This is a genomic window from Pseudomonas fungipugnans (genome assembly GCF_029955235.1).
Taxonomy (GTDB): Bacteria; Pseudomonadota; Gammaproteobacteria; order Pseudomonadales; family Pseudomonadaceae; genus Aquipseudomonas; species Aquipseudomonas fungipugnans.
On sequence record NZ_JARBWL010000002.1, the window covers coordinates 2,480,645 to 2,505,518 of the forward strand.

Consider the following 24,874-nt stretch of genomic DNA (forward strand, 5'->3'; position numbering starts at 1 on the left):
CTTGGATGAAAGTCCAAAGCGATACGCAGCGGTAGTTCAGTCGGTTAGAATACCGGCCTGTCACGCCGGGGGTCGCGGGTTCGAGTCCCGTCCGCTGCGCCATATCTGCTACAAGGCCCACTGAACGCCTTGGAGCTACGAAGAAAGTCTGCTGGTAATGCCAGCGCCTGCTTCGAGTCGATAGCAAAGACCCTGGTCGAAAGACCGGGGTTTTTTGTGTCTGAAATTTAGTATTTCCCTCCTTGTCCCTTCGCTCCCCCTCTGTCGAATGCACGACTCTGCCCTCTGCAATGCGATGGTGTTTCCCTGAGCCTCTAACAATTTTTGTAACTGGTTGTTTGCGGCAAGCGCAGAAACCTTTAAAGTTAACCTTTCGGTCAGCTTTGCACTGTCAATTCAGCCTTTTGCTTTGTCCAAAAGCGCTCCTGCAAGACTCGAGATCCTTAAGAACATAACCACAAGGGCGGACCCATAACCGCCCAGAGGATGATCCATGTCCAACCGTGATATATCCCGGCGCTCGTTCCTTCAGGGCGGGCTGGTAGCGGGTGTGAGCGTCACGCTCACGCCGCTCAGCACCCAGGCGCTGGCCGCCTTGATGGAAAACAGCGTGACCGTGCCGTCCGAGCAGTGGCTCGGCAACAACGGCAAGGCGCGCTCGCGTAACGATGCCTTGTCCAAGGTCTGCGGCAGCAAAGTCTTTGCGCGCGACATTCGTGCCAAGGACATGCCGGGCTGGCCCCAGCAGCAAGGCCACGCCATGCTGCTGAAAACCATCAAGGCCGACCATCTCTATGCAGGTTATGACCTGTCGTGGCTCGATGCCGATCTGCAGCCTGACCGCATCGTCACCGCCGCCGACCTGGATAAGGATGGCATCGTCTTCCCGGAAGACCATGCCCCCGATCCGCTGCTGCCGGAAGGCAAGGTGCCGATGTTCATCGGTCACCCAGTGGCGATCCTGATCTGGAACGATTTCGAGCGTTTCCGTCAGGCCAAGGCGAAACTCAAGTTCAATGACAAGGCGATTCGCTACGGCGCCAAGGTGCCGTTCTACGAGCGCGACCCTTATGGCAGCTTCCGCTACGTGCGGGTCGGCGGTGCGACGTCGGCGGACGAAGACGAATTCGCCAGCCTCAAGGATTCGATCCTGTTCCCGATGCTGCGCAATCGCCGTCCGGTGTGGAATTCGCAACCAAACCTGCACGGCAACCTGACCGAACGCGGACTGTTTTACGCCGACCGCATGAAGCAGCAAATCGAAACCCCGCCTGACAACTGGCTGGTGTTTGACGAGCGCTACAAGACCCCGTCGATCGAACCGGCCGCGATGGAGCCGGACAACGGCAACGGCTGGTACGACCCGGCGACCAAGACCCTGCATTTTGTCGTGGCCACCCAGTGCCCGCTGGAAGCGGCGACGGAAACCGCGAAGATGATCGCGCCGTCGCGCTTCGGCCTGGCCAACCTGAACATGCATCCGGGCTACACCGTCGGCTACGGCTCCAAGGACCACAACATCTTCGTCTACTACGCAGCGCTCGCGGCGTTGTACGGCGCTGGTGTGCCGGTGCGTCTGGCCAATGACCGCTACGAGCAGTTCCAGAGCGGCATCAAGCGCCACCCGTTCGACATTCGCTACCAGTTGGCGGTGGACAAGAACGATCACAGCTTCCAGATTTTCCGCGCCGAGATGAACGTCGATGGCGGCGGACGCATCAACTACAGCCCGTCGGTAGCCGCCGTTGGTGCTACCGCCGCGCAGTCGATCTACTACATGCCGCAGAACGATTTACAGGTCACCGCTTATCACTCTCGTGGTGTGGAAGCCGGGTCGATGCGTGGCTACGGCACGCTGCAAAGCATGGCTTCGACCGAGATGATGGTTGATGAGATTGCCGGTCGCCTGGGCATCGACGCCATCGACCTGCGCAAGAAAAACGCGATGCTCTCGGGCATGAAAAACACCCAGGGCGCAGTGCCTGCCGGTGCGTTGCGCCTGCACGAAATTCTCGACAAGGCCGCCGTCCACGACGTCTGGAAAAACCGCGAGACGATCAAGCAGCAGCGTGAAGCGGCGGACCCCGACAACTGGTACGGCGTCGGTTTCGCTATCTGCCAGAAAGACTTCGGCACCGGTTCCGAAGCGCCGATGGCCAGTATCGAGTTCACCGCGCAAGGGCACATCACCCTGCGCCATATCGGCATCGAAATCGGCACCGGCATGTCCACGTCCCAGGCGTTGGTCGTGGCTGACTTCCTTGGCACCGCTGCCACGGAAGTGAAGACCGGCGAAACCGAATGGAAAGAGTTGCAGCTGATCAGCGGCGGCAACCCGTACATCATGAGCCAGGCCGAACAGGATGCACTCCTGCGCAACCCGCGCTGGGTCGGAAAACTGGCTTCGGCTTCGTCAGCGACCAACTCCGCTTACTACTTCAGCCACGCCACCCGCGAAGCGGCACGTGTGCTGTTCAACCACGGCCTGTGGCCGGCGGCGCTGGAAATCTGGGGCCAGGGCCCTTACGGCGGGCAAGCCAACCCTTATGTGGTACGTCGCGAAGACGCGCATTGGGTCGATGGCAAACTCACCGCCAACGGCATGCAACCGCTGAGCTTCGAAGCGCTGGCCAGGCGCGCCCATGAGCGCGGTCTGGTGACCGGCGCCACCGTCCACGGTTTCAACCGCTGGAGCTGGGCCGAGGCCGAGTACAGCATCGACGGCGTGCGCGAGCGTCTGCCGCTCGATGGCCTGGCGGTCAAATACGGCGACGGTGCACCGAAGGCAAAACTGGCGCAAATGACCAGCGCCGGTTTCCACCTGCTGGACCGGCAGAACGTGCATTACCCCGACACCCAGTTGAACAACGCGGCGGTGACTTATTACAGCCCGGTGGCAACGCTGGTGGAATTGAAAGTGAACAAGGGGTCGCTGGACGTGCAAGTGCTCAATCACCATTCGTGGGTCGAGTGCGGTCGGGTGCTGGTAGAGGAATTGGTCAGGGGGCAGCTCGAAGGCGGGATCGCCATGGGCATCGGCCATGCGCTGCTTGAAGAGATGCCGTTGTACGAAGGCGGACCGGGGGAGGGTGACTGGAACTTCAACCGTTACCGTTTGCCAATGGCCCGGCACGTGGCGGTCTGGAACCAGACGGCGGAAATTTTGCCGCCGCTGTCGCCAAGCGATCCGTCCAAGGGCATTGCCGAAGTGGTGATGATCCCGATCGTCGGCGCCATCGGTAATGCCGTGGCTCACGCCATCGGTAAACGTGTCCGTGACCTGCCTATCACTTCTGCTCGCATCAAGGAGGCCCTCAATGGCTAACCGTCCGCTTCAACTGACCCTCAACGGTCAATCCGTCGGCCCGGTGGACATCCCTGATGACCTGCCGATGATCGACTACCTGCACGAATACAAGAATCTCACTGGCTCGCGCCTGGGCTGCGGCCAGGGTATCTGCCATGCCTGCGTGGTGATCGTCGACAATCCCGACGGCACCAGTGAAGAAGTGCGCACCTGCATCACCGGCGCGCATTATTTCGAAGGCAAGAAAGTGCGCACCATTGAAGGTCATGCGACCCGCGATGAGCAGGGCAAGGTCACCGAGCTGAACCCGATCCAGCAGCGTTTCGTCGATGAATTCGCCTTCCAGTGCAGCTACTGCGCGCCGGGTTTCGTCAACGCGGCCACCGTTCTGGTCGAGAAGCTGCAACGCCAGCCCATCGTCAAAAGCCAGCTGGAACAGGTCATCGAAGACAGTCTCGGCCACCATGTCTGCCGTTGTACTGGCTACGTGCGCTACTACAGCGCCACGCGTAACGTGCTCACCGATCTGGGCCTGGTCAGGGAGGGTTAAGCATGAAGCATCTACTTTCCCGCCTGGCACTGGCGGTTGGTCTGGCTGCACCGGTGTTATTGGTTCATGCGGATGATCAGGTCAAGCGTGGCGAATACCTTGCCCGCGCCGCCGATTGCATGGCTTGCCACACTGCACCGGGTGGCGCGCCGTTTGCCGGCGGGCTGCCGATTGTCTCGCCGTTCGGGACGATTTACGGCACCAACATCACCCCGAGCAAAGAACACGGTATCGGCCTGTACAGCGATGACGAGTTCTTCGCCGCCCTGACCGAAGGCAAGCGTCGCGACGGTGCAAACCTGTACCCGGCGATGCCCTACACCTCGTATCACCTGATGCCCCGTGACGACTCGGACGCGATTCACGCGTACCTGAAAACCATCGCGCCTATTGAGCGTGCGGCACCGGTGACCAGCCTCAGCTTTCCGTTCAACGTGCGTCTGGGCCTGATGGGCTGGAACATGCTCTACGGCAAGGACGTGAAGCTGGAGCCGGCCGAGGGTAAAAGCGAGGCCTGGAAGCGCGGCCAGTACATGGTCGATGTTCTCGGTCATTGCGGCGAATGCCACACGCCACGCGGCTTGCCCGGCGCGATGCAGCAGGACAAGCGCCTGACCGGTGGTCTGCTCAACGGCTATCTGGCACCGAGCCTGCTGGCCAATGACCTGGCCGCTCGCGGCTGGAATCATCAGGACCTGAGCTCGTTCCTCAAGCACGGCATGAGCGCGCAGGGCACGATGTTCAACGAAATGTTCCCGGTGTTTCACAACAGCACCCAGGGCCTGAATGATCCGGATCTGGCGGCGATGGCGACGTTCCTGCTTGGCGATCAGCCGCCAGTGGCCAACGCGCTGAACGACGTGGCGCTGGACAAGCTCAGCCCAAGTGCCCAGCGCGGTCGCCAGGATTACCTGAATGTCTGCGCCGGTTGCCATGCACCGAACGGCGAGGGCAAGCCGCACATCGCCGTCGCCATGCGCGGCAATACCACGCTGCGCCTGGAAGATCCGCGCAACCTGTTGCGGGTGATCGAAGACGGTATTGGCGAGCAGAAATTCGCCGGGTTCGAACGCATGCAACCGATGCCGGGCTTTGCCGACAAGCTCAATCATGAGCAACTGACGGACCTGCTCAATTACCTGCGTCAGGGTTGGGGCGGTCAGTCGGCTGAGCTGGCGGTCAGCGACGTGCAGAAGCTGCAAGCGGATGCGCCAGCAGCCGAGCACAAGGCGCACTGACATGCAGCATCTCGATCTGCAAGTGGTGCGTCGGGCGCTGGACTGGTCGGCTGCCGGTCAGCGTGTCTGGTTGTGCACAGTGCTTGCCACCTACGGCTCGGCGCCCCGTGCGCCGGGCTCGCTGCTGGCGGTCAACGCTGACGGGCAATGGATCGGTTCGCTGTCCGGTGGCTGCGTCGAGGAGGACTTTCTCGAACGCGTTGCCGAAGGCGCGTTTCTCGATGCCGTCGGCGTGGTTCGCTACGGCGAAGGTGATGATCCGCGCTCGCGTGTGAGCTTGCCTTGCGGCGGTGTGCTCGACGTGTTGGTGGAGAAGCTTGAGCCGGATTGCGAAGTGCAAGCGCATCTGCGCGAGCTGGAGTCGGCGTTGCTCGGGCAGCGCCGGTTGATCCGCGAGGTCGATCTGGCCAGTGGAGCGCGCAGTCTGTTTGCCGATCGCGAGCAGGGCGCGCGCATCGAGCGTGAGATTGATCGGGTCCGTGTGCGCATTGGCGCGGCGCAGCGTTTGCTGCTGGCCGGGTATTCCAGCGTGGCTCAGGCTTGTGCCGAGTTTGCCGTGGGGCTGGGCTTCGAAGTGATTCTGTGCGATCCCCGCGACGAAGTGCTTGACGGCGTGGTGCTGCCAAACGTCGACATTCGCCGCCAGCTGCCGTCAGTGTTCATCGCTGATGGCGGCTGCCACAGCGACACGGCGGTGGTGGCGTTGACCCATGACCCGCGCATTGACGATCTGGCGATGATGGAGGCGGTGCGCACCGAGGCCTTTTACATCGGTGTGATGGGCTCGATGCAGACGTCGCAAAAACGCTTTGAGCGGTTACGCCGGATTGGCGGTTTGGGGGACGCCGAGCTGGCGCGGATCCATGCCCCCATTGGTCTGAATCTGGGCAGCAAGACCCCGGCGGAAATCGCCTTGGCGGTGCTGGCCGACATTCTGCGAATTCGTAGCGGGATTGCGCGGGACAAGCTCTGAGGCTCTGTCGGCGTCGAGCAAGCTCGGCGCCGACAATTTTTAGAACGGCGGCTTCTTCGGCGAGTCCATACTCTGTGGCAATGCTCGCATGGGTGGGCAAACTCCCTGGAGGAAGATCCGCATGACTGCATCGACAGCAAAACCGGTCTGGTTCATCACCGGCTGTTCAACAGGTTTTGGCCGCCAACTGGCCCTCCACACCCTCAGCCTCGGCTATCCGACTGTGGTCACGGCGCGCAACCCGGCGCAGGTCGAAGACATCGTCAGCGGTCATGAGCACAACGCGCTGGTGTTGAAACTGGACGTGACCGATCCGGCGCAGATCGATGCCGCCGTGAAAGCTGCCCAGGCACGATTCGGTCGTATCGACGTATTGGTAAACAACGCCGGGATCGGCTACTTCGGCTCGTTTGAAGAAAGCGATCTGGAGCAAGTGCGCAACATGATGGAAATCAACGTCTGGGGCCTGGCGCAAATGACCCGCGCGGTGCTGCCGGGCATGCGCAAGCAGCGCAGTGGCACGGTGGTGAATATTTCTTCGGTGGGCGGGATTGTCGCGTTCCCGGCGGTGAGCTTCTATCACGCCACCAAGTTTGCGGTGGAGGGGATGTCCGAGTCGCTGGCCCAGGAAGTGGCGCCGCTGGGGATCAAGGTGCTGATCGTCGAACCGAGCGGTTTCCGCACCGATTGGGCAGGGCGCTCGGCCAACGAGGCGAGCCAGAGCATCGATGATTATCGTGAAACGGCCGGCAAGCGCATGGAGATGATCCGCGGCTACAACGGCAAACAGCCCGGTGATCCGGTGCGGGCGGCGGTCGCGATCGTCAATGCGGTCGAGGCCGAGAATCCGCCGTTGCGTCTGTTGCTCGGTAAAGCGGCACTGGCCGGTGGGCGCGGCAAGATCGTGTCCCTGCGCAAGGACTTCGAAGGGTGGGCCAGTGTCAGTGAAGGGGCTGATTTCCCAAGCTGATCGTCAAGCTGCAATACAGGTGGGAGCGAGCCTGCTCCCACAGTGGATTTCAGTGTCTGTCAGAACCCAAGCTTGTCCCGCAACCCGTAATACCAGGCTCCCAACGCCGCAAACGGTGTACGCAGCAGCTGCCCGCCCGGGAATGGATAATGCGGCAGATCGGCAAACGCGTCGAAACGCTCGGCCTGGCCGCGCAACGCCTCGGCCAGCACCTTGCCGGCCAGGTGGGTGTACGTTACGCCGTGCCCGCTGCAACCCTGGGAGTAGTAGATGTTGTCCCCCAGCCGTCCGACCTGCGGCAGGCGCGACAAGGTCAGCAGGAAGTTGCCGGTCCAGGCGTAATCGATCTTCACGTCCTTCAGTTGCGGGAACGCCTTGAGCATTTTCGGGCGGATGATCGCCTCAATGTTCGCCGGATCCCGAGCGCCATACACCACGCCACCGCCGAAGATCAGGCGTTTGTCGCCGGTCAGTCGGTAGTAGTCCAGCAGGTAATTGCAGTCTTCGACGCAGTAATCCCGAGGCAGCAAACTGTTGGCCAACGCATCGCCCAGCGGTTCGGTGGTGATCACCTGGGTGCCGCACGGCATCGACTTGGCCGCCAGTTCCGGCACTAGATTCCCCAGATAAGCGTTGCCGGCAACAATGATGAACTTGGCCCTGACCTTGCCCTGTGGCGTATGCACCACCGGATTCGCCCCGCGCTCGATACGCACGGCTGGCGATTGTTCATAGATTGTGCCGCCCAGCGACTCAACGGCCGCCGCTTCACCCAGTGCCAGGTTCAGCGGATGAATATGGCCGCCGCTCATGTCGAGCATGCCGCCGACATACTGATCACAACCCACCACTTCGCGGATGCGAGGTTGATCCATCAGCTCAAGCTGCGTGTGACCGAAACGTTCCCACAGGCGCTTCTGCGACTCCAGGTGACCCATCTGCTTGGCCGTGATGGCGGCGAACACGCCACCGTCCTTCAGGTCGCACTGGATATTATATTTGGCCACCCGCTCACGAATGATCCGCCCACCTTCGAACGCCATCTCACCCAGCAGTTGCGCCTGCTTGGGGCCGACGCTGCGCTCAATCACGTCGATGTCACGGCTGTAGCTGTTGACGATCTGCCCACCGTTACGCCCCGATGCACCAAACCCCACCTTGGCGGCTTCCAGCACTACCACCCGAAAACCGTTCTCCAGCAGAAACAGCGCGGATGACAAACCGGTATAGCCGGCGCCGATCACACAGACATCAGTCTCGACCTCGCCCTGCAAGGCCGGGCGCGGCGGTACCGCATTGGCCGACGCGGCGTAATAGGACTCTGGGTAGGGTGTGTTCGCCATCCTGCAGCCTCTGTTTAATATATTTTACGAGTGGGCCGATCCTACCTGAGTTAAAAATCGGCTGCCAGCCACCGGGAAAATCTTCTTTGCAGCGGCAAAATTAAATATTTTGCATATTCATAGGGTTAGCTCGAAAAAAGGTGTTGACACCCCTCCGGAATTCCGTAGAATGCCGCCTCACAGCAGGCACGTAGCTCAGTTGGTTAGAGCACCACCTTGACATGGTGGGGGTCGTTGGTTCGAGTCCAATCGCGCCTACCAAACAAAATCCGCTCTGCTGGGCGGTCTGGAAGGGCTCACCGAAAGGTGGGCCCTTTTTTGTTGTCTGCGATTTGCAAAACTTTTGCAAAGCCCTCGCTCAAACTGCACAACCGTGCCCGCCGGTTACCGATCCGCTCCCGTCAAGAAATCTCGAACTTATCGAAATCGCCACCTGTCTTCCTCAAAACGGCCCGCAGAAAATGTGGCCGTTACTCGGTACGGGGGGCGCAAAATGATTGGTGTGGTGATTCCAGCTCACAACGAAGAGAACCTGCTGGGCGGGTGTTTGTTATCAGTTATTACGGCGGCAGCGCACCCGCTGTTGAAGGAAGACGTTCAGATTCTGGTGGTGCTGGATAGCTGTACCGATGGTACGGCGCAGGTGGCGCAGAGCGCGGGAGTTGCGACGTTGGCCATCGAAGGGCAAAACGTCGGCGCGGCCAGGCGCGCGGGGGCCGCGGCGCTCATCGCCGCTGGCGCACGATGGCTGGCCTTTACCGACGCCGATACCATCGTTTCTACCGAATGGCTGTTCCGGCAGATAGGGTTTTGCGCGGACGCGGTCTGCGGCACGGTCAATGTCGACTCCTGGGAGGCTCATGGTCCGGCGGTGCAGGCCAGGTACGACAGCCTCTATCAGCACGTTGAGGGGCATCGACACATACACGGCGCAAACCTCGGCGTGTGTTCGATTGCTTATCAGCGTGCAGGCGGCTTCAAGAGCTTGCCGGCGCATGAGGACGTTCATCTGGTGCAGGATCTGGAGCTGGCTGGCGCGCGTATTGTGTGGACGGCGAGCAATAGCGTGATCACCAGCGCTCGCAAGGAGAGCAGGTGCCGAGAGGGGTTTGGTGATTATCTGGCTTCGCTGGCTTGAAGCGAGCAATGAAGCGTAACAGTTGGAAGCGCGTGACCATGAACTACGCTGGCATCAACATTCCAGAGAGTTGGATGTGAAATTAATGACAGTCCTCTGGCTCGCAGCCGTGCTCTGTGCAGGCTGCAAATACTTCAGCTATCAGGAAAGCTGTGAAGACAATCCCGACCAGGCAAGCTGTGCAGGGATGAACACTCAGGAGTCTGCGGGAACCACTCACAAGCGTTGATCGTCACTGGCTAGCGCTTTGGGCGGCATGCAAATCCGGACATTCTGAGCTACTACTGACAGGCCGGCTCACCATCGTACTGACAGGAGTGGATCAATGCTGACTCACTGGTTTCTTGCGGCTGTTCATCTCTTGGCCCTGGTCATCGGGTTCTGGGCGGTGCTCACGCGGGGCACGGCCTTGCGTCGTTTGTCGGCTGGGGCGGGGGAGGTCCGCAGCGTATTGATCGCGGACAATCTGTGGGGCCTGTCCGCGCTTGTGCTGTTGGTCAGCGGTGGGATGCGTGCTTTTGGCGGGTACGAAAAAGGCACCGATTATTACCTTCATCAGCCCCTGTTCCAGCTCAAGATGGCTTTGTTCGTCCTCATCTTGTTACTTGAAGTTGCGCCCATGCTGGCGTTGATCAAGTGGCGGATTGCGCAGTCACGCGGCGCGGCAATCGATACAACGCGCACGAAGTTGTTTGCCCGGTTCAGCCACATCGAAGCGCTATTGATGATGTTGATGGTCATTGCGGCAACGGGCATGGCCCGTGGTGTGACATTTGGCTAGGCGGCGCTGATCGCTCTCTTCCTCGGGCTTAAACGGAAACGTCTGATAGCCATGATACGGAGCGGGTGATTAGTATTGGCTGTGACCGCGAATGCCGCGAACATCCGGCGGCTGAAACCGGCCGGCATTGCACTGGGATTTGGGGCGGGGGGTAGAAGCGTGCGCCATGGCCATCGAGAAGGGTGAAAGCGAACAGGCAGATGGCGATGGCGTGCCTGAATCTTTAGCCAGCCATAGCGCTGAAGCGTACGGGCTGGCTACTGACAGCAGCAGGATTCAGGGTGTTTGTGGCTTGTCTGGGGCGGTCAGGCCGGCCTGGATACGCTGATAGATTTCTTCACGATGTACCGCAACGTCTTTCGGGGCGTTGATGCCAATTCTGACTTGCTGGCCGCTAACGCCCAGAATGGTGATCGTAATGTCATCACCGATGTTTATGCTTTCACCGACTTTGCGGGTGAGTATCAGCATGGTCTTCTCCTTGATTGCTTTGTAGGGCACCTGATTCAGACAGTGCAGAGGTCGGTGGTATGTATAGATTAGTGCGAAGTCTCACGGTTTGGGTGCCTCTTTCTGACGCGCAGATGCAGCATTAATTCCCAAGGCGTAACTATACAGAGGCCGCAACCATCATTCTCGTTGTTTTAAGCCCATTTTGCGGCTCTCGTGAAGTATTCATGAATGATAAAATCGCCGCTTTCAACATTCAGAGGGAAGCGTTGTGCGCAAAATGGCCTTGGTAATCGCAGTACTGGCACTGGCGGGATGTGGTGAAGGCAATCAGGCGGACGCTCGCAAGGCGCCAGCCACGGCTGTTTCTGCACCGGCTACGGCTGTCGCGCCGCAGTGGTATCTCGAAGTGCGGGGGGAAACTACTCAGGCGGTCAGTGACCTGAGCGGTTGGTTGATCGAGCACAGTTTTGTTTCCAACGTTGTCATGGAAAATGGCAAAGCGCGTATTTTGATCGGGCCGTTCAACTCCAAAGCCGACGCGCAGGCCAAGCAGGCCGAGGTAGATGCAGCGCTCGTCCGGGCTAAAAAGCAGAACATCGAATTGTTGGTCATCGAGCATCCGGTGGCGCAGTAATCCGGCCAATTGGCGGGTGTTTTGCGGCATGGGTGACGAGTCTGCGCACGTACCTGATCAGGGAGCGCAGCATTGCCAGGGGTTCGCTCAATCTGATGGGTTGCTGGCGCTGCAACAAAGCGGGTGGTGAGCAACCCAAAAGGCCCCGGGTTTAATGTCCGGGGCCTTTGTGTCTTCAAGCGGTATTCAGCCGCAGGCTTTCAGGTTGACCGGTCCGACGAAATCATTGCCTCGGCCCATCACACACGCCACGCTCTGATTGCGCTGGCGTTCCCAGGCTTGTACCGGATAAGTCTTGCTCCAGGCTTCATACAGTTGACGGTCCTGTCTGGACAGTTGCAAACCGTACTGCTTGCTCATGTAAAAATAAGTCCGGGCGATCATCCCGCGAATCGACGGGCGTGGCATGACCTTCTTGGCCTTGAAGTCGACCTGGGTCAGGCATGAGCCATATTGACCTGACTGCACCGGCAACCAGCCGAAGCTGAAATTGTTGCGATCGCCATTGACCTCGCCAATGCTCGGCACCAGGTTGTGCAGGTCGGCCTCGGCTTTCTGGTAGGTCGGGTCGTAACGCGTACAATTTTTGCGTCCGCCCGATTGCCAGCATTGGCGCAGATGACCAATTTGCCAGGCCGGAACGATGTGTTCCCATTCGATGCGCGAAGCGCGCTTGGCATTTTTGCGCGGGACATAACCGCACGCCGCCAGGTTGACCTTGTTGCCTGTGTATTTACAGCCGCAATAGAACTCGGTGGACTGCGGCGCGTAGAGCTTCCAGGCGACTTTCTTGGCTTCGTTGAACGTACGTGGCGCGTCGGCCTGGGCACTCATGGTTATGAACAGAAACAGCAAAGCAAAACAGCGGACACTCATTGACTCAATCTTCCTTCGGCACAACCCAGAAAATCTGCACACCACCGTCGTCGCGATAGGCGAGGGTGACGTTGTCGTTTTCGTCGATTTCTTCGAGCAATTGCTCCCATTCATTCACCGGTTCATCCGGCAGACGAAAAATCAGCGCAGCTTTGGCTTTTTGCGCTGTAGGGGAGTTGATGATTTTTTGCACGCGCATGCCCATGCGCTGATAGGTGTCAGGAGAGACAGGGGTCGTGGCCACGGAATTATCCTTATTAAGCTGTACGTGCATACAGTATTTAACTGTAAGCTTTTTCGCAACTGCTTAAAATTCAAGAAAATCCTCTGACAGCACTTTTTTCCATTTGGTGTAGGAAACTTGAGATTTTTTTGTCAGGTGAGTGCCAGGCCACTCGCCGGGACTGGCGAGTGGCGAAAGCAGTGCCCGGCCGGGACCGGTCGGGCGAGGGCGAATCAATATTCCCAGAACATCCGTTGCAACTCTTTGCTGTCGTTGGTCTTGGTCAGCGCGACCATTGCCAGGATCCGGGCTTTTTGCGGGTTCAGATCGTGAGCCACGACCCAGTCGTATTTGTCGTCTGGCTGTTCGGCATTACGCAGTACGAAACCGCCGGCGTTGACGTGGGACGAGCGGATGATTTGTACGCCGTCCTTGCGCAGGGCCTGCAGGGTAGGGACGACGCGCGAAGACACCGCACCATTGCCCGTGCCGGCGTGGATGATGGCTTTGGCGCCCGACTGGGCCAGGGCTTTGTAGGCCGTGTCGCTGACGTTGCCATAGGAATAGGCAATTTCTACGTCAGGCAGGCTCTTGATGGTCTTGATGTCGAATTCCGAATCCAGGGTATGACGCTTGGCCGGCAGGCGGAACCAGTAGGACTTGCCTTCAACCACCATGCCGAGCGGGCCCCAGGCACTTTTGAAGGCTTCGGTCTTGATGTTGATCATTTTGCTGACATCGCGACCGGACTGGATTTCATCGTTCATGGTTACCAGCACGCCTTTGCCGCGGGCTTCCTTGCTGCTGGCCACGGCCACCGCGTTATACAGATTGAGCATGCCATCAGCCGACATGGCGGTGCCTGGACGCATGGAGCCGACCACGATGATTGGCTTGTCGGTTTTTTCCACCAGGTTCAGAAAGTAAGCGGTTTCTTCCAGGGTGTCGGTGCCGTGGGTGATGACGATGCCATCGACGTCTTTGCTGTCGGCCAGTTCAGCGACGCGACGACCCAATTGCAGCAGGTTGTCGTTAGTGATGCTTTCGGATGCAATCTGCATGACTTGTTCGCCACGCACATTGGCCAGTTGGCTCAACTGCGGCACGTCGGCGATCAGTTGTTCAATGCCGACTTTGGCGGCTTGATAAGTGGCGCTATTGGCGGCGCTGGCGCCAGCGCCGGCAATGGTGCCACCGGTGGCCAGGATCACCACGTTGGCGAGTTTCTGTTGGGTTTGGACTTCTTTCGCCTGAAGGGCGGTGGGCAGGAGTAGCAGAAGGGCCAAGGCGCCCGGAATGAAAGTGTTAAGTGCAGATTTCATTATGTTCTCTCTAGTAGTGAGACGGTGCTGATGCAGGTTCATCTAGATCGCCCCTGGCTGATCTGAACGCCGGGGGTATCCAATAGGAGCATGGACTTGCCCCTTCAAAACCGGACACCAACTCCCCGTTAAATTGATGCCACTGCCAAGCGCCTGAACTCCCTCGGTGAACGGTAGTTCAAGGCGCTGTGCGGATGCTGCTCGTTGTAATGTTCGAAGGCAATTACCAAGTTACGCAGCGCCGTTTCTCGATCCGGCTTGGGCATGTGCGCCACGTAATCACGCTTGATCGTCTTCACGAAGCTCTCTGCCATGCCATTACTCTGTGGGCTACGCACCGGTGTGGTCACCGGCTGCAAGCCGATCTGTCGAGCAAACAGGCGCGTCTGTTCGGCGGTGTAGGCCGAACCGTTATCGCTGAGCCACTGCACCGGCGTTGCAGGCAGCTGATCACCGAAGCGCTTCTCCACGCTTTCCAGCATCAAGTCGCGGATGTCATCGCCGCTGTACCCGGTTGGGCTGGCGACCCAGCCGATGGCTTCGCGATCACAGCAGTCCAGGGCGAAGGTCACGCTCAGTTTAGCGCCGTCCTCGCAACGGAATTCAAAGCCGTCCGAGCACCAACGCGTATCGCTGGTTTGCACCGCAATACGGCCTTCGTGCCGACGCGGCACGCCGGGTTGTTTGATCCGGCGTTCAAGCAGCAGGTTGTGATCACGCATCACCCGGTAAACCCGCTTCACGTTGATCGCGGGTAGCAACTGGGTTTCACGGACGCGACGCAGCAATCCCCAGACTCGACGGTAGCCATAGCTGGGCAGTTCGCTGACCTGTTGCTGGATTTCGGCCACCAACTCAGCGTCGTTCACAGGCCTGCTTCGCCGTGTCTTGGGCGATACCGATTGCTTGATTCGAACCGTTAATTGCGAGCGCGCCACACCGAGACATTCGCTGACCAGCTTCACTGGTCGTCCCCCGGCAACAAGGGTGAGTGCGCAATCCATTTTCGCGACCGGGCGATCTCCACGGCTTCTTTGAGGATTTCCGCTTCCATCGTTTTTTTGCCCAGCATCCGTTGCAGCTCACGGATCTGCTTGAGCGCATCGCTCAGCTCGGAGGCCGGCACCACGGCTTCGCCCGCGCTGACCGCCGACAGGCTGCCGTCCTGATACAGCTTGCGCCACAGGAATAACTGGTTGGCATTGATGCCGTTGCGCCGAGCGACGACCGACACACTTTGCCCTGGCTCAAGGCTCTCGCGAACCATGGCCAGCTTTTGCTCTGGGCTCCAGCGGCGCCGCCGCTCCTGGCCCAAAAACTCCCCATTCTTATCGTTGCTGTTAGTCATAAACATAACCGTTTGCCTATCCCTTATCGTAAGGGGGAAACGGTGTCCTGTCTTTCATGGGGCTCGTTCAGAGCAGGATCTGTACCAGTCATACCTTCGCGGAAAACAACGTTTAACCTGATGATTTATATCAATATTGTTTCGTTTACCGAAGATCGCCAACGCTCTGGTGTCCGGTATTCCGAACATATGAGCTATTCGCGTTCGGCTCTCCGAAAGAGACTACAGACGCTGTTGTCTATTCGACTTGCCAGTGGGAAAAACACAACTAAAGAAATGCGTGCTCAGGCCGATGTTCAATGGAAGGATCTTTCTTTTTCAGGAGTTCACATGTCAATTTCAGTCGGTATTCCCAACGTCGCCGCCGTCACCATCGGTGGCAAGACAGCCGCGACGATTCGCGCATTGAATGAAGCGACCGAGGAAGCGTCGGCTCAAGCGCTGGGCGTAAAGGCAAGTGATGGCAAGGTCAAAACCGGCGCTGTCGGTCTTGATAAACCCGTGAGCGCCAGCGAGGCAGAAGATAATTCCACTGCCAGTGTGGCGCAGAAAGTATTGCAAAGACGTCTGAAAGAACTGCAAGAGCAACTGCGTCAGCAGCAGCAAGATCTGGTGGCCGCCCAGGCAGCGCCTTACCCGACCCCTGAAGCCAAGCTGACGGCCGTTTCGGCGATTCAAGGGCAAATTGCCCAGACCAATGCTGCATTGCTGGAAACAGCCAACGCCCTGTACAAGGAAATGACCAAGAGCGCCGGGTCCGGCGCGGTGGTCAATACCACGGCTTGAAGTGAATGCCGGTTTTTACCGGCGACTCTTCTCAACGGTCGTTTCTGATCGTTGACAAAACTCTGCAGGGTTCGCATAGTTCGATCTACGCAAACGTTTGCGCGACGACGTCGATGGCTCGATCCATCGGCGAACGCGATAAAGCCTACGCCAGCGCAAGCGTTGCTCACAATAATCATAAGATCGGAGTGAACCCATGAAGCTGCCATTCGCTGGACGTCTTCTCGCTGTCGCTATGCTGGCTGCCGCATCCGCCGCGTTGCCTCTCTCCTCGGCTTTCGCCGACACCCCGGAAAAACCCAAAGTCGCACTGGTCATGAAATCCCTGGCCAATGAATTCTTCCTGACCATGGAAGATGGCGCCAAGGCCTACCAGAAAGACCATTCCGCCGATTTCGACCTGATCTCCAATGGCATCAAGGACGAAACCGACACAGCAGGGCAAACCCGCATCGTCGAGCAAATGATCCTGGCCAAGGTCAACGCCCTGGTCATTGCGCCGGCTGACTCCAAGGCCATGGTCCCCGTGATCAAAAAGGCCATCGATGCCGGTATCACCGTGATCAACATCGATAACCAGCTGGACCCGGCTGTGGTCAAAAGCAAGAACATCACCGTACCGTTCGTAGGCCCGGATAACCGCAAAGGCGCGCGTCTGGTGGGCGAGTACCTGGCCAAGCAACTGAAGGCCGGTGACGAAGTCGGCATCATTGAAGGCGTCTCTACCACCACCAATGCCCAGCAGCGTACCGCGGGCTTCAAGGACGCGATGGAGACGGCGCAAATCAAAGTCATCTCGCTGCAATCCGGTGACTGGGAAATCGACAAAGGCAACAAGGTTGCCGCGTCCATCCTCAGTGAATACCCGGAAACCAAGGCGCTGCTGGCCGGCAACGACAGCATGGCAGTCGGTGCCGTATCGGCAGTGCGTGCTGCTGGCAAGGCCGGCAAGGTGCAAGTGGTCGGTTACGACAACATCAACGCCATCAAGCCAATGCTCAAGGACGGCCGAGTCCTGGCCACCGCTGACCAGTTTGCCGCCAAGCAAGCGGTGTTCGGCATCCAGACGGCGCTGAAAATCCTCAAGGGCGAGAAAGTCGACAGCGGTGCCAACGGCGTGATCGAAACGCCGGTAGAGCTGGTTACCAAGTAGTTTTCCGGCGACACAATGGCGCTCGTCCGTCCGGGCGAGCGCATGGAGAGTTTTTATGTCAGTTTCCGCCCCGAACGCTGTCCTCTCGGTCAGCGGTATCGGTAAGACCTATGCCCAACCGGTTCTGACCGGCATCGATCTGACGCTGATGCGCGGTGAAGTGCTGGCGCTGACTGGTGAGAATGGCGCCGGCAAAAGCACCCTGTCGAAAATCATCGGTGGGCTGGTCACGCCGACCACCGGCCAGATGCAATTCCAGGGGCGCGATTATCGTCCCGGCAGCCGCACCCAGGCAGAAGACCTGGGCGTGCGCATGGTCATGCAAGAACTCAATCTGCTGCCGACGCTGTCGGTGGCGGAAAATCTGTTTCTCGATAATCTGCCAAGCAATGGCGGCTGGATCAGCCGCAAGCAACTGCGCAAAGCGGCGATTGAAGCAATGGCCCAGGTCGGCCTCGACGCGATCGACCCTGACACTCTGGTGGGCGAGTTGGGCATCGGTCACCAGCAAATGGTGGAGATCGCCCGTAACCTGATCGGCGACTGCCATGTGCTGATTCTTGACGAACCGACCGCGATGCTGACGGCCCGTGAAGTCGAGATGTTGTTCGAACAGATCACTCGTCTGCAAGCTCGCGGCGTATCGATCATCTACATTTCCCACCGCCTCGAAGAGCTGGCGCGAGTGGCCCAGCGCATTGCGGTGCTGCGCGACGGCAACCTGGTCTGCGTCGAGCCGATGGCCAACTACAATAGCGAGCAACTGGTGACCCTGATGGTCGGTCGCGAGTTGGGTGAACACCTCGACATGGGCCCGCGCAACATCGGCGCTCCTGCCCTGACGGTCAAAGGCTTGAGCCGTTCCGACAAGGTTCGCGACGTGTCCTTCGAGGTGCGTGCCGGCGAGATTTACGGTATCTCCGGTCTGATCGGGGCAGGGCGCACCGAATTGTTGCGTTTGATCTTCGGCGCCGACATCGCCGACAGCGGCACCGTGGCGCTTGGGTCGCCTGCGCAGGTGGTGAGCATTCGCTCACCGTCTGACGCGGTCGGGCACGGTATTGCCTTGATCACCGAAGACCGCAAGGGGGAAGGCTTGCTGCTGACCCAGTCGATCAGCGCCAACATCGCCCTGGGCAATATGCCGGTGATTTCCAATGCCGGTGTGGTCAACAATGGCGACGAAATGGCCCTGGCCCAGCGCCAGATCAACGCCATGCGCATCCGCAGTTCCAGCCCGACACAATTGGTGTCCGAGCTGTCCGGCGGCAACCAGCAGAAGGTGGTGATTGGCCGCTGGCTGGAGCGTGATTGCTCGGTGCTGCTGTTCGATGAACCGACTCGCGGTATCGATGTGGGCGCCAAGTTCGACATCTATGCCTTGCTCGGCGAATTGACCCGTCAGGGCAAGGCGTTGGTGGTGGTGTCCAGTGACTTGCGAGAACTGATGCTGATCTGCGACCGGATCGGCGTGTTGTCGGCGGGGCGCATGATCGACACCTTCGAGCGCGACAGCTGGACCCAGGATGATTTGCTTGCCGCCGCGTTCGCCGGCTACCAAAAACGAGATGCGTTGCTCAACGAAGCAGCGCCTAGGGATCTTCCATGAAAACTGCAACATCTGCCGGTAAACGTAGTGGCAATTTTTACGGCCTCGGCACCTATCTGGGCCTGGCCGGGGCCTTGCTGGCGATGGTCGCGCTGTTCTCGGTGTTGAGCAGCCACTTTCTGTCTTACGACACCTTCAGCACCTTGGCCAACCAAATCCCGGACCTGATGGTGCTGGCCGTCGGCATGACCTTCGTGCTGATCATTGGTGGCATCGACTTGTCCGTCGGTTCGGTGCTGGCGCTGGCGGCATCGACCGTCAGCGTGGCGATTCTGGGTTGGGGCTGGGGCGTGTTGCCTGCAGCGCTGTTGGGCATGGCGGCGGCTGCGCTGGCCGGGACCGTCACCGGTTCCATCACGGTGGCGTGGCGGATACCGTCGTTCATCGTGTCCCTGGGCGTACTGGAAATGGCACGCGGCCTGGCCTACCAGATGACCGGTTCGCGCACCGCCTACATTGGCGATTCGTTTGCCTGGCTGTCCGATCCGATCGCCTTCGGTATTTCGCCATCGTTCATCATTGCCTTTCTGATCATCATCATTGCCCAGGCCGTGTTGACTCGTACCGTGTTCGGTCGTTACCTGATCGGCATCGGCACCAATGAAGAAGCCGTGCGTCTGGCGGGGATCAATCCAAAGCCCTACAAGATTCTGGTATTCAGTCTGATGGGGTTGCTGGCCGGTATCGCCGCGCTGTTTCAGATTTCACGTCTCGAAGCCGCTGATCCGAATGCCGGATCCGGTCTGGAGTTGCAGGTGATTGCTGCAGTGGTGATCGGCGGCACCAGCCTGATGGGTGGCCGCGGTTCGGTCGTCAGCACGTTCTTTGGTGTGCTGATCATTTCCGTGCTGGCGGCGGGTCTGGCGCAGATCGGCGCGACCGAGCCGACCAAGCGCATCATCACCGGCGCCGTCATCGTGGTCGCGGTGGTACTCGATACTTATCGCAGTCATCGCGCAAGCCGGCGGATCTGATACATGGCAACGATCAAGGATGTGGCGGCGCTCGCGGGGATTTCCTACACCACGGTGTCCCACGTGGTGAACAAGACGCGGCCTGTCAGTGAGCAGGTGCGGGTGAAAGTCGAGGCGGCCATCAAAAGCCTCGACTACGTGCCCAGTGCCGTGGCTCGCTCACTGAAAGCCAAAACCACGGCCACCATTGGTTTGCTGGTGCCCAACAGCCTTAACCCGTACTTTGCCGAGCTGGCCCGGGGCATTGAAGACTACTGCGAGCGTAATGGCTACTGCGTGATTCTCTGCAACTCCGATGATAACCCGGACAAGCAGCGCAGCTATCTGCGAGTGCTGCTGGAAAAGCGCATTGACGGCTTGATCGTGGCTTCTGCTGGTGGCGACATGGGGCTGGCTCAGGGTCTTGCAGGCGTGCGCACGCCGATGGTCATCGTCGACCGGGGGTTGGAGGGCGTCGATGCGGATCTGGTGCGTATCGATCACGAATACGGCGCCTATCTGGCGACCCGGCACCTGTTGGAGCTGGGCCATCGGGACATCGCAACCATCGGCGGGCCGGCCTCCACCAGCGTGGCGCAAATGCGTCTGGCCGGTTACTGCCGGGCCTTGAAAGAGGCCGGTGTCGACGTGCCGCGTGAGCGCATGCTGGAAAGCGATTTCACCAGCACCGGCGGTTACAACGCCGCCGCGACCTTGCTGGCGAACAACCCGCCTACGGCGATTTTCGCCGGTAATGACATGATCGGTATCGGTGTCCTGCGCGCCGCCGCCGAGCGCAATGTGCGTGTGCCCTCGCAGCTGTCGGTCATTGGTTTCGACGACATCCAGATGAGCCGTTACGTCTACCCGGCGCTGACGACTGTGGGCCAGTCAATCCTGCAGCTCGGGGAGATGGCCGCCGAAGTGCTTTTACGACGTATTGCCACCCCCGATATGGCGACTGATCAACGGATTGTGACCCCCAGCATTGTCTTGCGTGAATCGACTGCGCCGCTGGCCGGTGTGTTCGCCGAATACAGATGAACTAAAAGCACCGCTGAATTGAAAAGCCGCTGAAACCGAATTGATGAGTAGCAATGTATGCCAGCAAAAGTAGTGGTAATAGGCAGCCTGAACATGGACCTGGTCACCCGGGCGCCGCGGCTGCCCCGTGGCGGTGAAACGCTGATCGGCAATTCCTTTTCCACCGTCTCCGGCGGCAAGGGCGCGAATCAGGCTGTGGCTGCCGCGCGCCTGGGCGCCGACGTATCGATGGTCGGCTGCGTGGGGCACGACGCCTACGGCCAGCAACTGCGCGATGCGTTACTGGTCGAGCAGATTGATTGCCAGGCAGTCAGCACCGTTGAAGACTCCAGCGGCGTGGCGTTGATCGTGGTCGATGACAATAGCCAGAACGCCATCGTGATTGTCGCTGGCGCCAATGGTGCACTGACGCCTGAAGTGATCGACCGTTTTGATGCGGTGCTGCAATCGGCCGACGTGATCATCTGTCAGTTGGAAGTGCCGGACGCCACGGTGGGCCATGCACTCAAGCGTGGTCGTGCATTGGGCAAGACCGTGATCCTCAATCCGGCCCCTGCCAGCCGACCGCTGCCGGCAGACTGGTTTGTGTCCATCGACTACCTGATTCCCAATGAAAGTGAGGCCTCGGCGCTCAGTGGTTTGCCGGTCGATTCCCTGACAACGGCCGAAGTCGCGGCGACCCGTCTGATCGCCATGGGCGCCGGCAAGGTAATCATCACCCTGGGCGCCCAAGGCTCGCTGTTTGCCGATGGCGCGCGCTTTGAACATTTCCCGGCACCGACCGTGAAGGCCGTCGATACCACGGCTGCCGGCGACACCTTTGTTGGTGGTTTCGCGGCGGCCCTTGCATCCGGCAAGAGCGAAGCCGAGGCCATTCGGTTCGGTCAGGTTGCCGCGGCGCTGTCGGTCACCCGAGCGGGTGCGCAACCTTCGATCCCCAACTTGTCCGACGTACAGGCTTTTAAAACACCATGAAAAAGACACCGCTGCTCAACGTCGCGCTATCGCGGCTGATCGCTTCTCTGGGCCATGGCGACATGGTGGTGATCGGCGATGCCGGCCTGCCGGTGCCGCCAGGGGTAGAATTGATCGATCTGGCGCTGACTCACGGCGTGCCTGATTTCATCAGCACGCTGAAGGTCGTGCTCAGTGAAATGCAGGTCGAGAGCCATGTGCTGGCCCAGGAAATCCTCGACAAGCAACCGACGCCTTTGACCGTGCTCGATGAGCTGCTTGCAGAAGGCGAACTCGGTCAGCGCGAGCTGCTCAGCCATGATCAGTTTAAAGTGCTCAGCCGACAGGCCCGGGCGATTGTTCGTACAGGCGAATGTCAGCCTTACTGCAACATCGTGCTGGTGTCCGGGGTGACGTTCTAACTCGCTGTATCCCTATTTGCTTTCCCACGCACAAGGAGTGCTCTATGCACCGCTATGCCCAGAAACTGCACCACCTGCTCCGGAGTCTGCTGCTTTTGTCCCTGATTACCGCAACAAGCGCCCAAGCGGCGGAAAAAATCGACCTGATCATCGACACCGACCCGGGCGCCGACGACGTGGTTGCCTTGCTGTTTGCCCTGGCGTCGCCGGAAGAACTGCACATTCGCGCGCTGACCACCGTCGCCGGCAACGTGCGTCTGGACAAGACCTCACGCAATGCGCGCCTGGCTCGTGAGTGGGCAGGCCGTGAAGAGGTGCCGGTCTACGCTGGCGCACCTAAGCCGCTGATGCGCACTCCGATCTACGCCGAGAACATCCATGGCAAGGAAGGCCTGTCGGGTGTGACCGTGCATGAGCCCAAGGAAGGCCTGGCCAAGGGCAATGCGGTCAATTACCTGATCGATACCTTGAAAGCCGCCAAGCCCCACAGCATCACCATCGCCATGCTCGGTCCGCAGACCAACCTGGCGCTGGCGCTGATTCAGGAGCCGGAGATCGTTCAGGGCATCAAGGAAGTGGTGGTCATGGGGGGCGCGCACTTCAATGGTGGCAACATTACCCCTGTGGCCGAGTTCAATCTGTTCGCTGACCCACAGGCGGCGGAAGTCGTTCTCAAGAGCGGCGTGAAGCTGACCTACCTGCCGCTGGACGTGACCCACAAGATCCTGACCAGCGATGCGCGCCTGAAGCAGATTGCCGCGCTCAACAACAACGCTGGCAAGATCGTGGGCGATATTCTCAATGAATACGTCAAGGGCGACATGGAGCACTACGGCATTCCGGGTGGTCCGGTGCACGACGCTACGGTCATTGCTTACCTGCTCAAGCCTGAGCTGTTCACCGGGCGTTCGGTCAACGTGGTCATCGACAGCCGCGAAGGTCCGACCTTCGGCCAGACCATTGTCGACTGGTACGACGGCCTGAAGGCGCCGAAGAATGCCTTTTGGGTCGAGAATGGCGATGCCCAGGGTTTCTTCGACCTGCTGACCCAGCGTCTGGGTCGCCTGAAGTAAATCACACCCCCGCAGGTGCCAGCCTGCGGGGTTTTACTCCCGTTCTGAATCCACCACGCCAAGGTAGTCAGGCGGGTACTTCTCGAACACCTGCGTGATAAAGGACTGGGCAGCTTGCGTCCCCAACTCCTTGACCAACAAATCGATACCAATGATTGCCAACTCCTCCGGACTGCCGGGGCTGTACGAGCTGTGGCCTTGTGGCCACTTGGCTTTGATGTCGGCGTCGATGCTTACGGTGGTCATGGGGGCGCTCGTGAAGTCGGAAAAGTCTGAGTAGCGAGTTAACCATTTTGCGCGAGATTTGGCACTCCGACTTAGGCATGAGGGGAGGGCTATGCGACACTTGGCCTTCGAAATATTTTCAAGGACTGTGCTGTGCAGATCGATTTGAACACCCCTGACGGCTTGACGCTTGAGGCTGTGCGTCAGTTGCTGGCCTCTGCCAGCGATGACGAACACACCCAGTTGCGCGTGACCCAGGGCGGCATTGCCTACATTTCGTCGGGCGTTGTAGGCGGTACCGACATCGACGGGCTGCGATTTCGCCTGGAGACGTGGGCCAAGGGTTCTGGTTATGTCGGACTGGTCGCGGCCAGCGATGAAGTCTGGGTCATGCAGATCTTCAACGCGCTGAAAGAAAACTGGCCGAACCCGCTGTACGACTACATCGATGTCTATTGAGCGCCGTTCATATTCAGTCACGATTGATTGGTGAACGCCGCCGCGATGCTCAGGCAAACTCGGTGCTTCTTCAGATCCGAGGCGGGGTGTTCGCGCGCCTTGCGAAACCAAACACAGATTTGGCGGTCGCACGATCTCAGCTTAACTATCGATAAAAGGAGGCTTTCATGCCTTGGAAGCTCGCGTCATTGGGTACTTTGCTGGCCGCTGCCATGCTGGCCGGTTGCAATACGACCTCCACCGAGTCTGCAAAAGACCCTGTGATGACCGACACTGGCCACAGCCGCTGCGAAGCAAAGGCTGCTGAATTCGCCATTGGCAAAAAGGCATCGCCCGAATTGCTGGAGCAGGCGCGTACTCGCGCAGGCGCGCAGAATGCCCGGTTCCTCAAGCCCGACGACATGGTGACCCTGGAGTACCGCTCCGATCGCCTCAACCTGAACACGGATGACCAGTCGGTGATTACCCGCGTCAACTGCGGCTGATCGCATCAGGCTTTTGTTTCGCCCATAAAAAACCCCGTCACATGGACGGGGTTTTTTTAGTGCGCCAGAAACTTACTCTGGGCGAACTTGTGCAGCTTGCATACCCTTTTGGCCTTTCTCAGCCACGAAGGAAACGGTCTGGCCTTCTTTCAGGCTTTTGAAACCGTCGCTTTCGATAGCTTTGAAGTGTACGAACAGGTCGTCACCGCCACCTTGAGGAGTGATGAAGCCGAAGCCTTTTTCATCGTTGAACCATTTAACGGTGCCGGTTTGGCGATTAGACATGGTGTATCTCCAAGAAACATATATTTTCAGTAGTACTGTGCTGCTCAGGCCAACTGGGCACACCGGACTATCATAGTCGAAATGTTCGCTTTGGGAGCCCCCCGCAGGTGCAGTTTGCCAATTTGTCTGGTTTTCTTTATCGCTTGATATGGCTGGGAGCCCCGATTTCAAAGGGCTTGAGCGGAAATATGAGGCGATAAAAAAAGCTGTAAAAGCTGCGTAAATTGTATGAAAAAGCTGTTTTCACGCCCTTTTTGCTAGCCCTGCAGG

At 59.2% G+C, this 24,874-nt stretch carries 26 protein-coding genes and 2 tRNA genes; 20 read left to right on the forward strand and 8 right to left on the reverse strand.

What is annotated here, in order from left to right:
- Nucleotides 1-25 precede the first annotated feature (25 nt).
- The 6 genes from POF45_RS26470 to POF45_RS26495 all read left to right on the forward strand — a co-directional run bounded on the left by POF45_RS26470 (nt 26) and on the right by POF45_RS26495 (nt 7,038).
- Nucleotides 26-102 (forward strand) — tRNA-Asp (locus POF45_RS26470).
- Nucleotides 103-493: 391 nt separating this feature from the next.
- Entirely contained in the window at nt 494-3,325 is a 2,832-nt protein-coding gene (locus POF45_RS26475) for a xanthine dehydrogenase family protein molybdopterin-binding subunit (RefSeq protein WP_282317071.1), read from the forward strand.
- Entirely contained in the window at nt 3,318-3,857 is a 540-nt protein-coding gene (locus tag POF45_RS26480; RefSeq protein ID WP_259501797.1) for a (2Fe-2S)-binding protein, read from the forward strand. Before POF45_RS26475 ends, POF45_RS26480 begins: the two co-directional genes overlap by 8 nt.
- A 2-nt stretch (nt 3,858-3,859) precedes the next feature.
- Nucleotides 3,860-5,095 (forward strand): c-type cytochrome, encoded by a 1,236-nt coding sequence (locus POF45_RS26485; RefSeq protein WP_259501798.1) that lies wholly within the window; start codon nt 3,860-3,862, stop codon nt 5,093-5,095.
- A gap of 1 nt (nt 5,096) precedes the next feature.
- On the forward strand, nt 5,097-6,068 hold the full coding sequence (locus POF45_RS26490; protein ID WP_259501800.1) for an XdhC family protein: 972 nt from the start codon (nt 5,097-5,099) through the stop codon (nt 6,066-6,068).
- Between the two features lie 121 nt (nt 6,069-6,189).
- Entirely contained in the window at nt 6,190-7,038 is an 849-nt protein-coding gene (locus POF45_RS26495; RefSeq protein ID WP_259501802.1) for an oxidoreductase, read from the forward strand.
- Between the two features lie 59 nt (nt 7,039-7,097).
- Here POF45_RS26495 and POF45_RS26500 read toward each other — a convergent pair whose 3' ends face one another.
- Nucleotides 7,098-8,381, reverse strand: a complete 1,284-nt coding sequence (locus POF45_RS26500) for an NAD(P)/FAD-dependent oxidoreductase (protein ID WP_282317072.1) — start codon at nt 8,379-8,381, stop codon at nt 7,098-7,100.
- A 184-nt stretch (nt 8,382-8,565) separates the two neighbouring features.
- Between POF45_RS26500 and POF45_RS26505 the strand changes: the two genes are divergently transcribed.
- From POF45_RS26505 to POF45_RS26515, 3 genes are all read left to right on the forward strand, one after another.
- Nucleotides 8,566-8,642, forward strand: a tRNA-Val gene (locus POF45_RS26505).
- A gap of 232 nt (nt 8,643-8,874) precedes the next feature.
- Nucleotides 8,875-9,519 carry a glycosyltransferase family 2 protein gene (locus tag POF45_RS26510; protein ID WP_259501825.1) on the forward strand — a complete coding sequence of 215 codons (645 nt, stop codon included), beginning with the start codon at nt 8,875-8,877 and terminating at the stop codon, nt 9,517-9,519.
- 325 nt (nt 9,520-9,844) lie between these two features.
- Complete coding sequence (locus POF45_RS26515; protein WP_282317073.1) at nt 9,845-10,300, forward strand: DUF2214 family protein; 456 nt, start codon at nt 9,845-9,847, stop codon at nt 10,298-10,300.
- A 276-nt stretch (nt 10,301-10,576) separates the two neighbouring features.
- Here POF45_RS26515 and csrA read toward each other — a convergent pair whose 3' ends face one another.
- Nucleotides 10,577-10,771, reverse strand: a complete 195-nt coding sequence (gene csrA, locus POF45_RS26520; protein WP_007938114.1) for a carbon storage regulator CsrA — start codon at nt 10,769-10,771, stop codon at nt 10,577-10,579.
- Nucleotides 10,772-11,021: 250 nt separating this feature from the next.
- Between csrA and POF45_RS26525 the strand changes: the two genes are divergently transcribed.
- On the forward strand, nt 11,022-11,387 hold the full coding sequence (locus POF45_RS26525) for an SPOR domain-containing protein (protein WP_282317075.1): 366 nt from the start codon (nt 11,022-11,024) through the stop codon (nt 11,385-11,387).
- 186 nt (nt 11,388-11,573) lie between these two features.
- Here the strand turns inward: POF45_RS26525 and POF45_RS26530 are convergent, their stop codons facing one another.
- The 4 genes from POF45_RS26530 to POF45_RS26545 form a co-directional block, all read right to left on the reverse strand.
- Nucleotides 11,574-12,263 (reverse strand): endonuclease, encoded by a 690-nt coding sequence (locus POF45_RS26530; protein WP_282317076.1) that lies wholly within the window; start codon nt 12,261-12,263, stop codon nt 11,574-11,576.
- 4 nt (nt 12,264-12,267) lie between these two features.
- The gene (locus tag POF45_RS26535) at nt 12,268-12,537 is read right to left on the reverse strand and encodes a DUF1654 domain-containing protein (RefSeq protein ID WP_282317077.1); all 270 of its coding nucleotides are present in this window, start codon (nt 12,535-12,537) and stop codon (nt 12,268-12,270) included.
- A 182-nt stretch (nt 12,538-12,719) separates the two neighbouring features.
- Nucleotides 12,720-13,808 (reverse strand): asparaginase, encoded by a 1,089-nt coding sequence (locus POF45_RS26540; protein WP_259501834.1) that lies wholly within the window; start codon nt 13,806-13,808, stop codon nt 12,720-12,722.
- A 128-nt stretch (nt 13,809-13,936) separates the two neighbouring features.
- Nucleotides 13,937-15,156, reverse strand: a protein-coding gene (locus POF45_RS26545; RefSeq protein WP_431978581.1) for an IS3 family transposase whose coding sequence is annotated in 2 segments (ribosomal slippage) — nt 13,937-14,811 and nt 14,811-15,156 — 1,221 coding nt in all. Because the reading frame shifts where the segments join, the coding sequence is not laid out codon by codon here.
- A gap of 330 nt (nt 15,157-15,486) precedes the next feature.
- Between POF45_RS26545 and POF45_RS26550 the strand changes: the two genes are divergently transcribed.
- The 8 genes from POF45_RS26550 to POF45_RS26585 all read left to right on the forward strand — a co-directional run bounded on the left by POF45_RS26550 (nt 15,487) and on the right by POF45_RS26585 (nt 23,150).
- Complete coding sequence (locus tag POF45_RS26550; RefSeq protein WP_259503130.1) at nt 15,487-15,942, forward strand: hypothetical protein; 456 nt, start codon at nt 15,487-15,489, stop codon at nt 15,940-15,942.
- A gap of 196 nt (nt 15,943-16,138) precedes the next feature.
- A complete protein-coding gene (locus POF45_RS26555) occupies nt 16,139-17,095 on the forward strand; it encodes a sugar ABC transporter substrate-binding protein (protein ID WP_282317078.1) in 957 nt (318 codons plus the stop codon).
- Nucleotides 17,096-17,150: 55 nt separating this feature from the next.
- Nucleotides 17,151-18,704, forward strand: coding sequence for a sugar ABC transporter ATP-binding protein (locus POF45_RS26560; protein ID WP_282317079.1), 1,554 nt, complete (start codon nt 17,151-17,153; stop codon nt 18,702-18,704).
- Complete coding sequence (locus tag POF45_RS26565; RefSeq protein ID WP_282317080.1) at nt 18,701-19,678, forward strand: ABC transporter permease; 978 nt, start codon at nt 18,701-18,703, stop codon at nt 19,676-19,678. Before POF45_RS26560 ends, POF45_RS26565 begins: the two co-directional genes overlap by 4 nt.
- A 3-nt stretch (nt 19,679-19,681) precedes the next feature.
- The gene (locus POF45_RS26570) at nt 19,682-20,701 is read left to right on the forward strand and encodes a LacI family DNA-binding transcriptional regulator (RefSeq protein ID WP_259501840.1); all 1,020 of its coding nucleotides are present in this window, start codon (nt 19,682-19,684) and stop codon (nt 20,699-20,701) included.
- Between the two features lie 57 nt (nt 20,702-20,758).
- Nucleotides 20,759-21,676 carry a ribokinase gene (gene rbsK, locus POF45_RS26575; RefSeq protein ID WP_259501850.1) on the forward strand — a complete coding sequence of 306 codons (918 nt, stop codon included), beginning with the start codon at nt 20,759-20,761 and terminating at the stop codon, nt 21,674-21,676.
- A complete protein-coding gene (gene rbsD, locus POF45_RS26580) occupies nt 21,673-22,077 on the forward strand; it encodes a D-ribose pyranase (RefSeq protein WP_259501853.1) in 405 nt (134 codons plus the stop codon). The genes rbsK and rbsD overlap by 4 nt, the downstream gene beginning before the upstream one ends.
- Before the next feature lie 44 nt (nt 22,078-22,121).
- The gene (locus tag POF45_RS26585) at nt 22,122-23,150 is read left to right on the forward strand and encodes a nucleoside hydrolase (RefSeq protein WP_259501854.1); all 1,029 of its coding nucleotides are present in this window, start codon (nt 22,122-22,124) and stop codon (nt 23,148-23,150) included.
- Nucleotides 23,151-23,183: 33 nt separating this feature from the next.
- Here the strand turns inward: POF45_RS26585 and POF45_RS26590 are convergent, their stop codons facing one another.
- The gene (locus POF45_RS26590; protein ID WP_259501855.1) at nt 23,184-23,396 is read right to left on the reverse strand and encodes a hypothetical protein; all 213 of its coding nucleotides are present in this window, start codon (nt 23,394-23,396) and stop codon (nt 23,184-23,186) included.
- A gap of 132 nt (nt 23,397-23,528) precedes the next feature.
- Between POF45_RS26590 and POF45_RS26595 the strand changes: the two genes are divergently transcribed.
- Nucleotides 23,529-23,834 carry a hypothetical protein gene (locus POF45_RS26595; RefSeq protein ID WP_259501856.1) on the forward strand — a complete coding sequence of 102 codons (306 nt, stop codon included), beginning with the start codon at nt 23,529-23,531 and terminating at the stop codon, nt 23,832-23,834.
- A gap of 167 nt (nt 23,835-24,001) precedes the next feature.
- The gene (locus POF45_RS26600) at nt 24,002-24,319 is read left to right on the forward strand and encodes an I78 family peptidase inhibitor (protein ID WP_259501858.1); all 318 of its coding nucleotides are present in this window, start codon (nt 24,002-24,004) and stop codon (nt 24,317-24,319) included.
- Nucleotides 24,320-24,391: 72 nt separating this feature from the next.
- On the opposite strand, the gene POF45_RS26605 is transcribed toward POF45_RS26600, so the two are convergent.
- Nucleotides 24,392-24,604 (reverse strand): cold-shock protein, encoded by a 213-nt coding sequence (locus POF45_RS26605; protein ID WP_003179963.1) that lies wholly within the window; start codon nt 24,602-24,604, stop codon nt 24,392-24,394.
- Between the last annotated feature and the right edge of the window lie 270 nt (nt 24,605-24,874).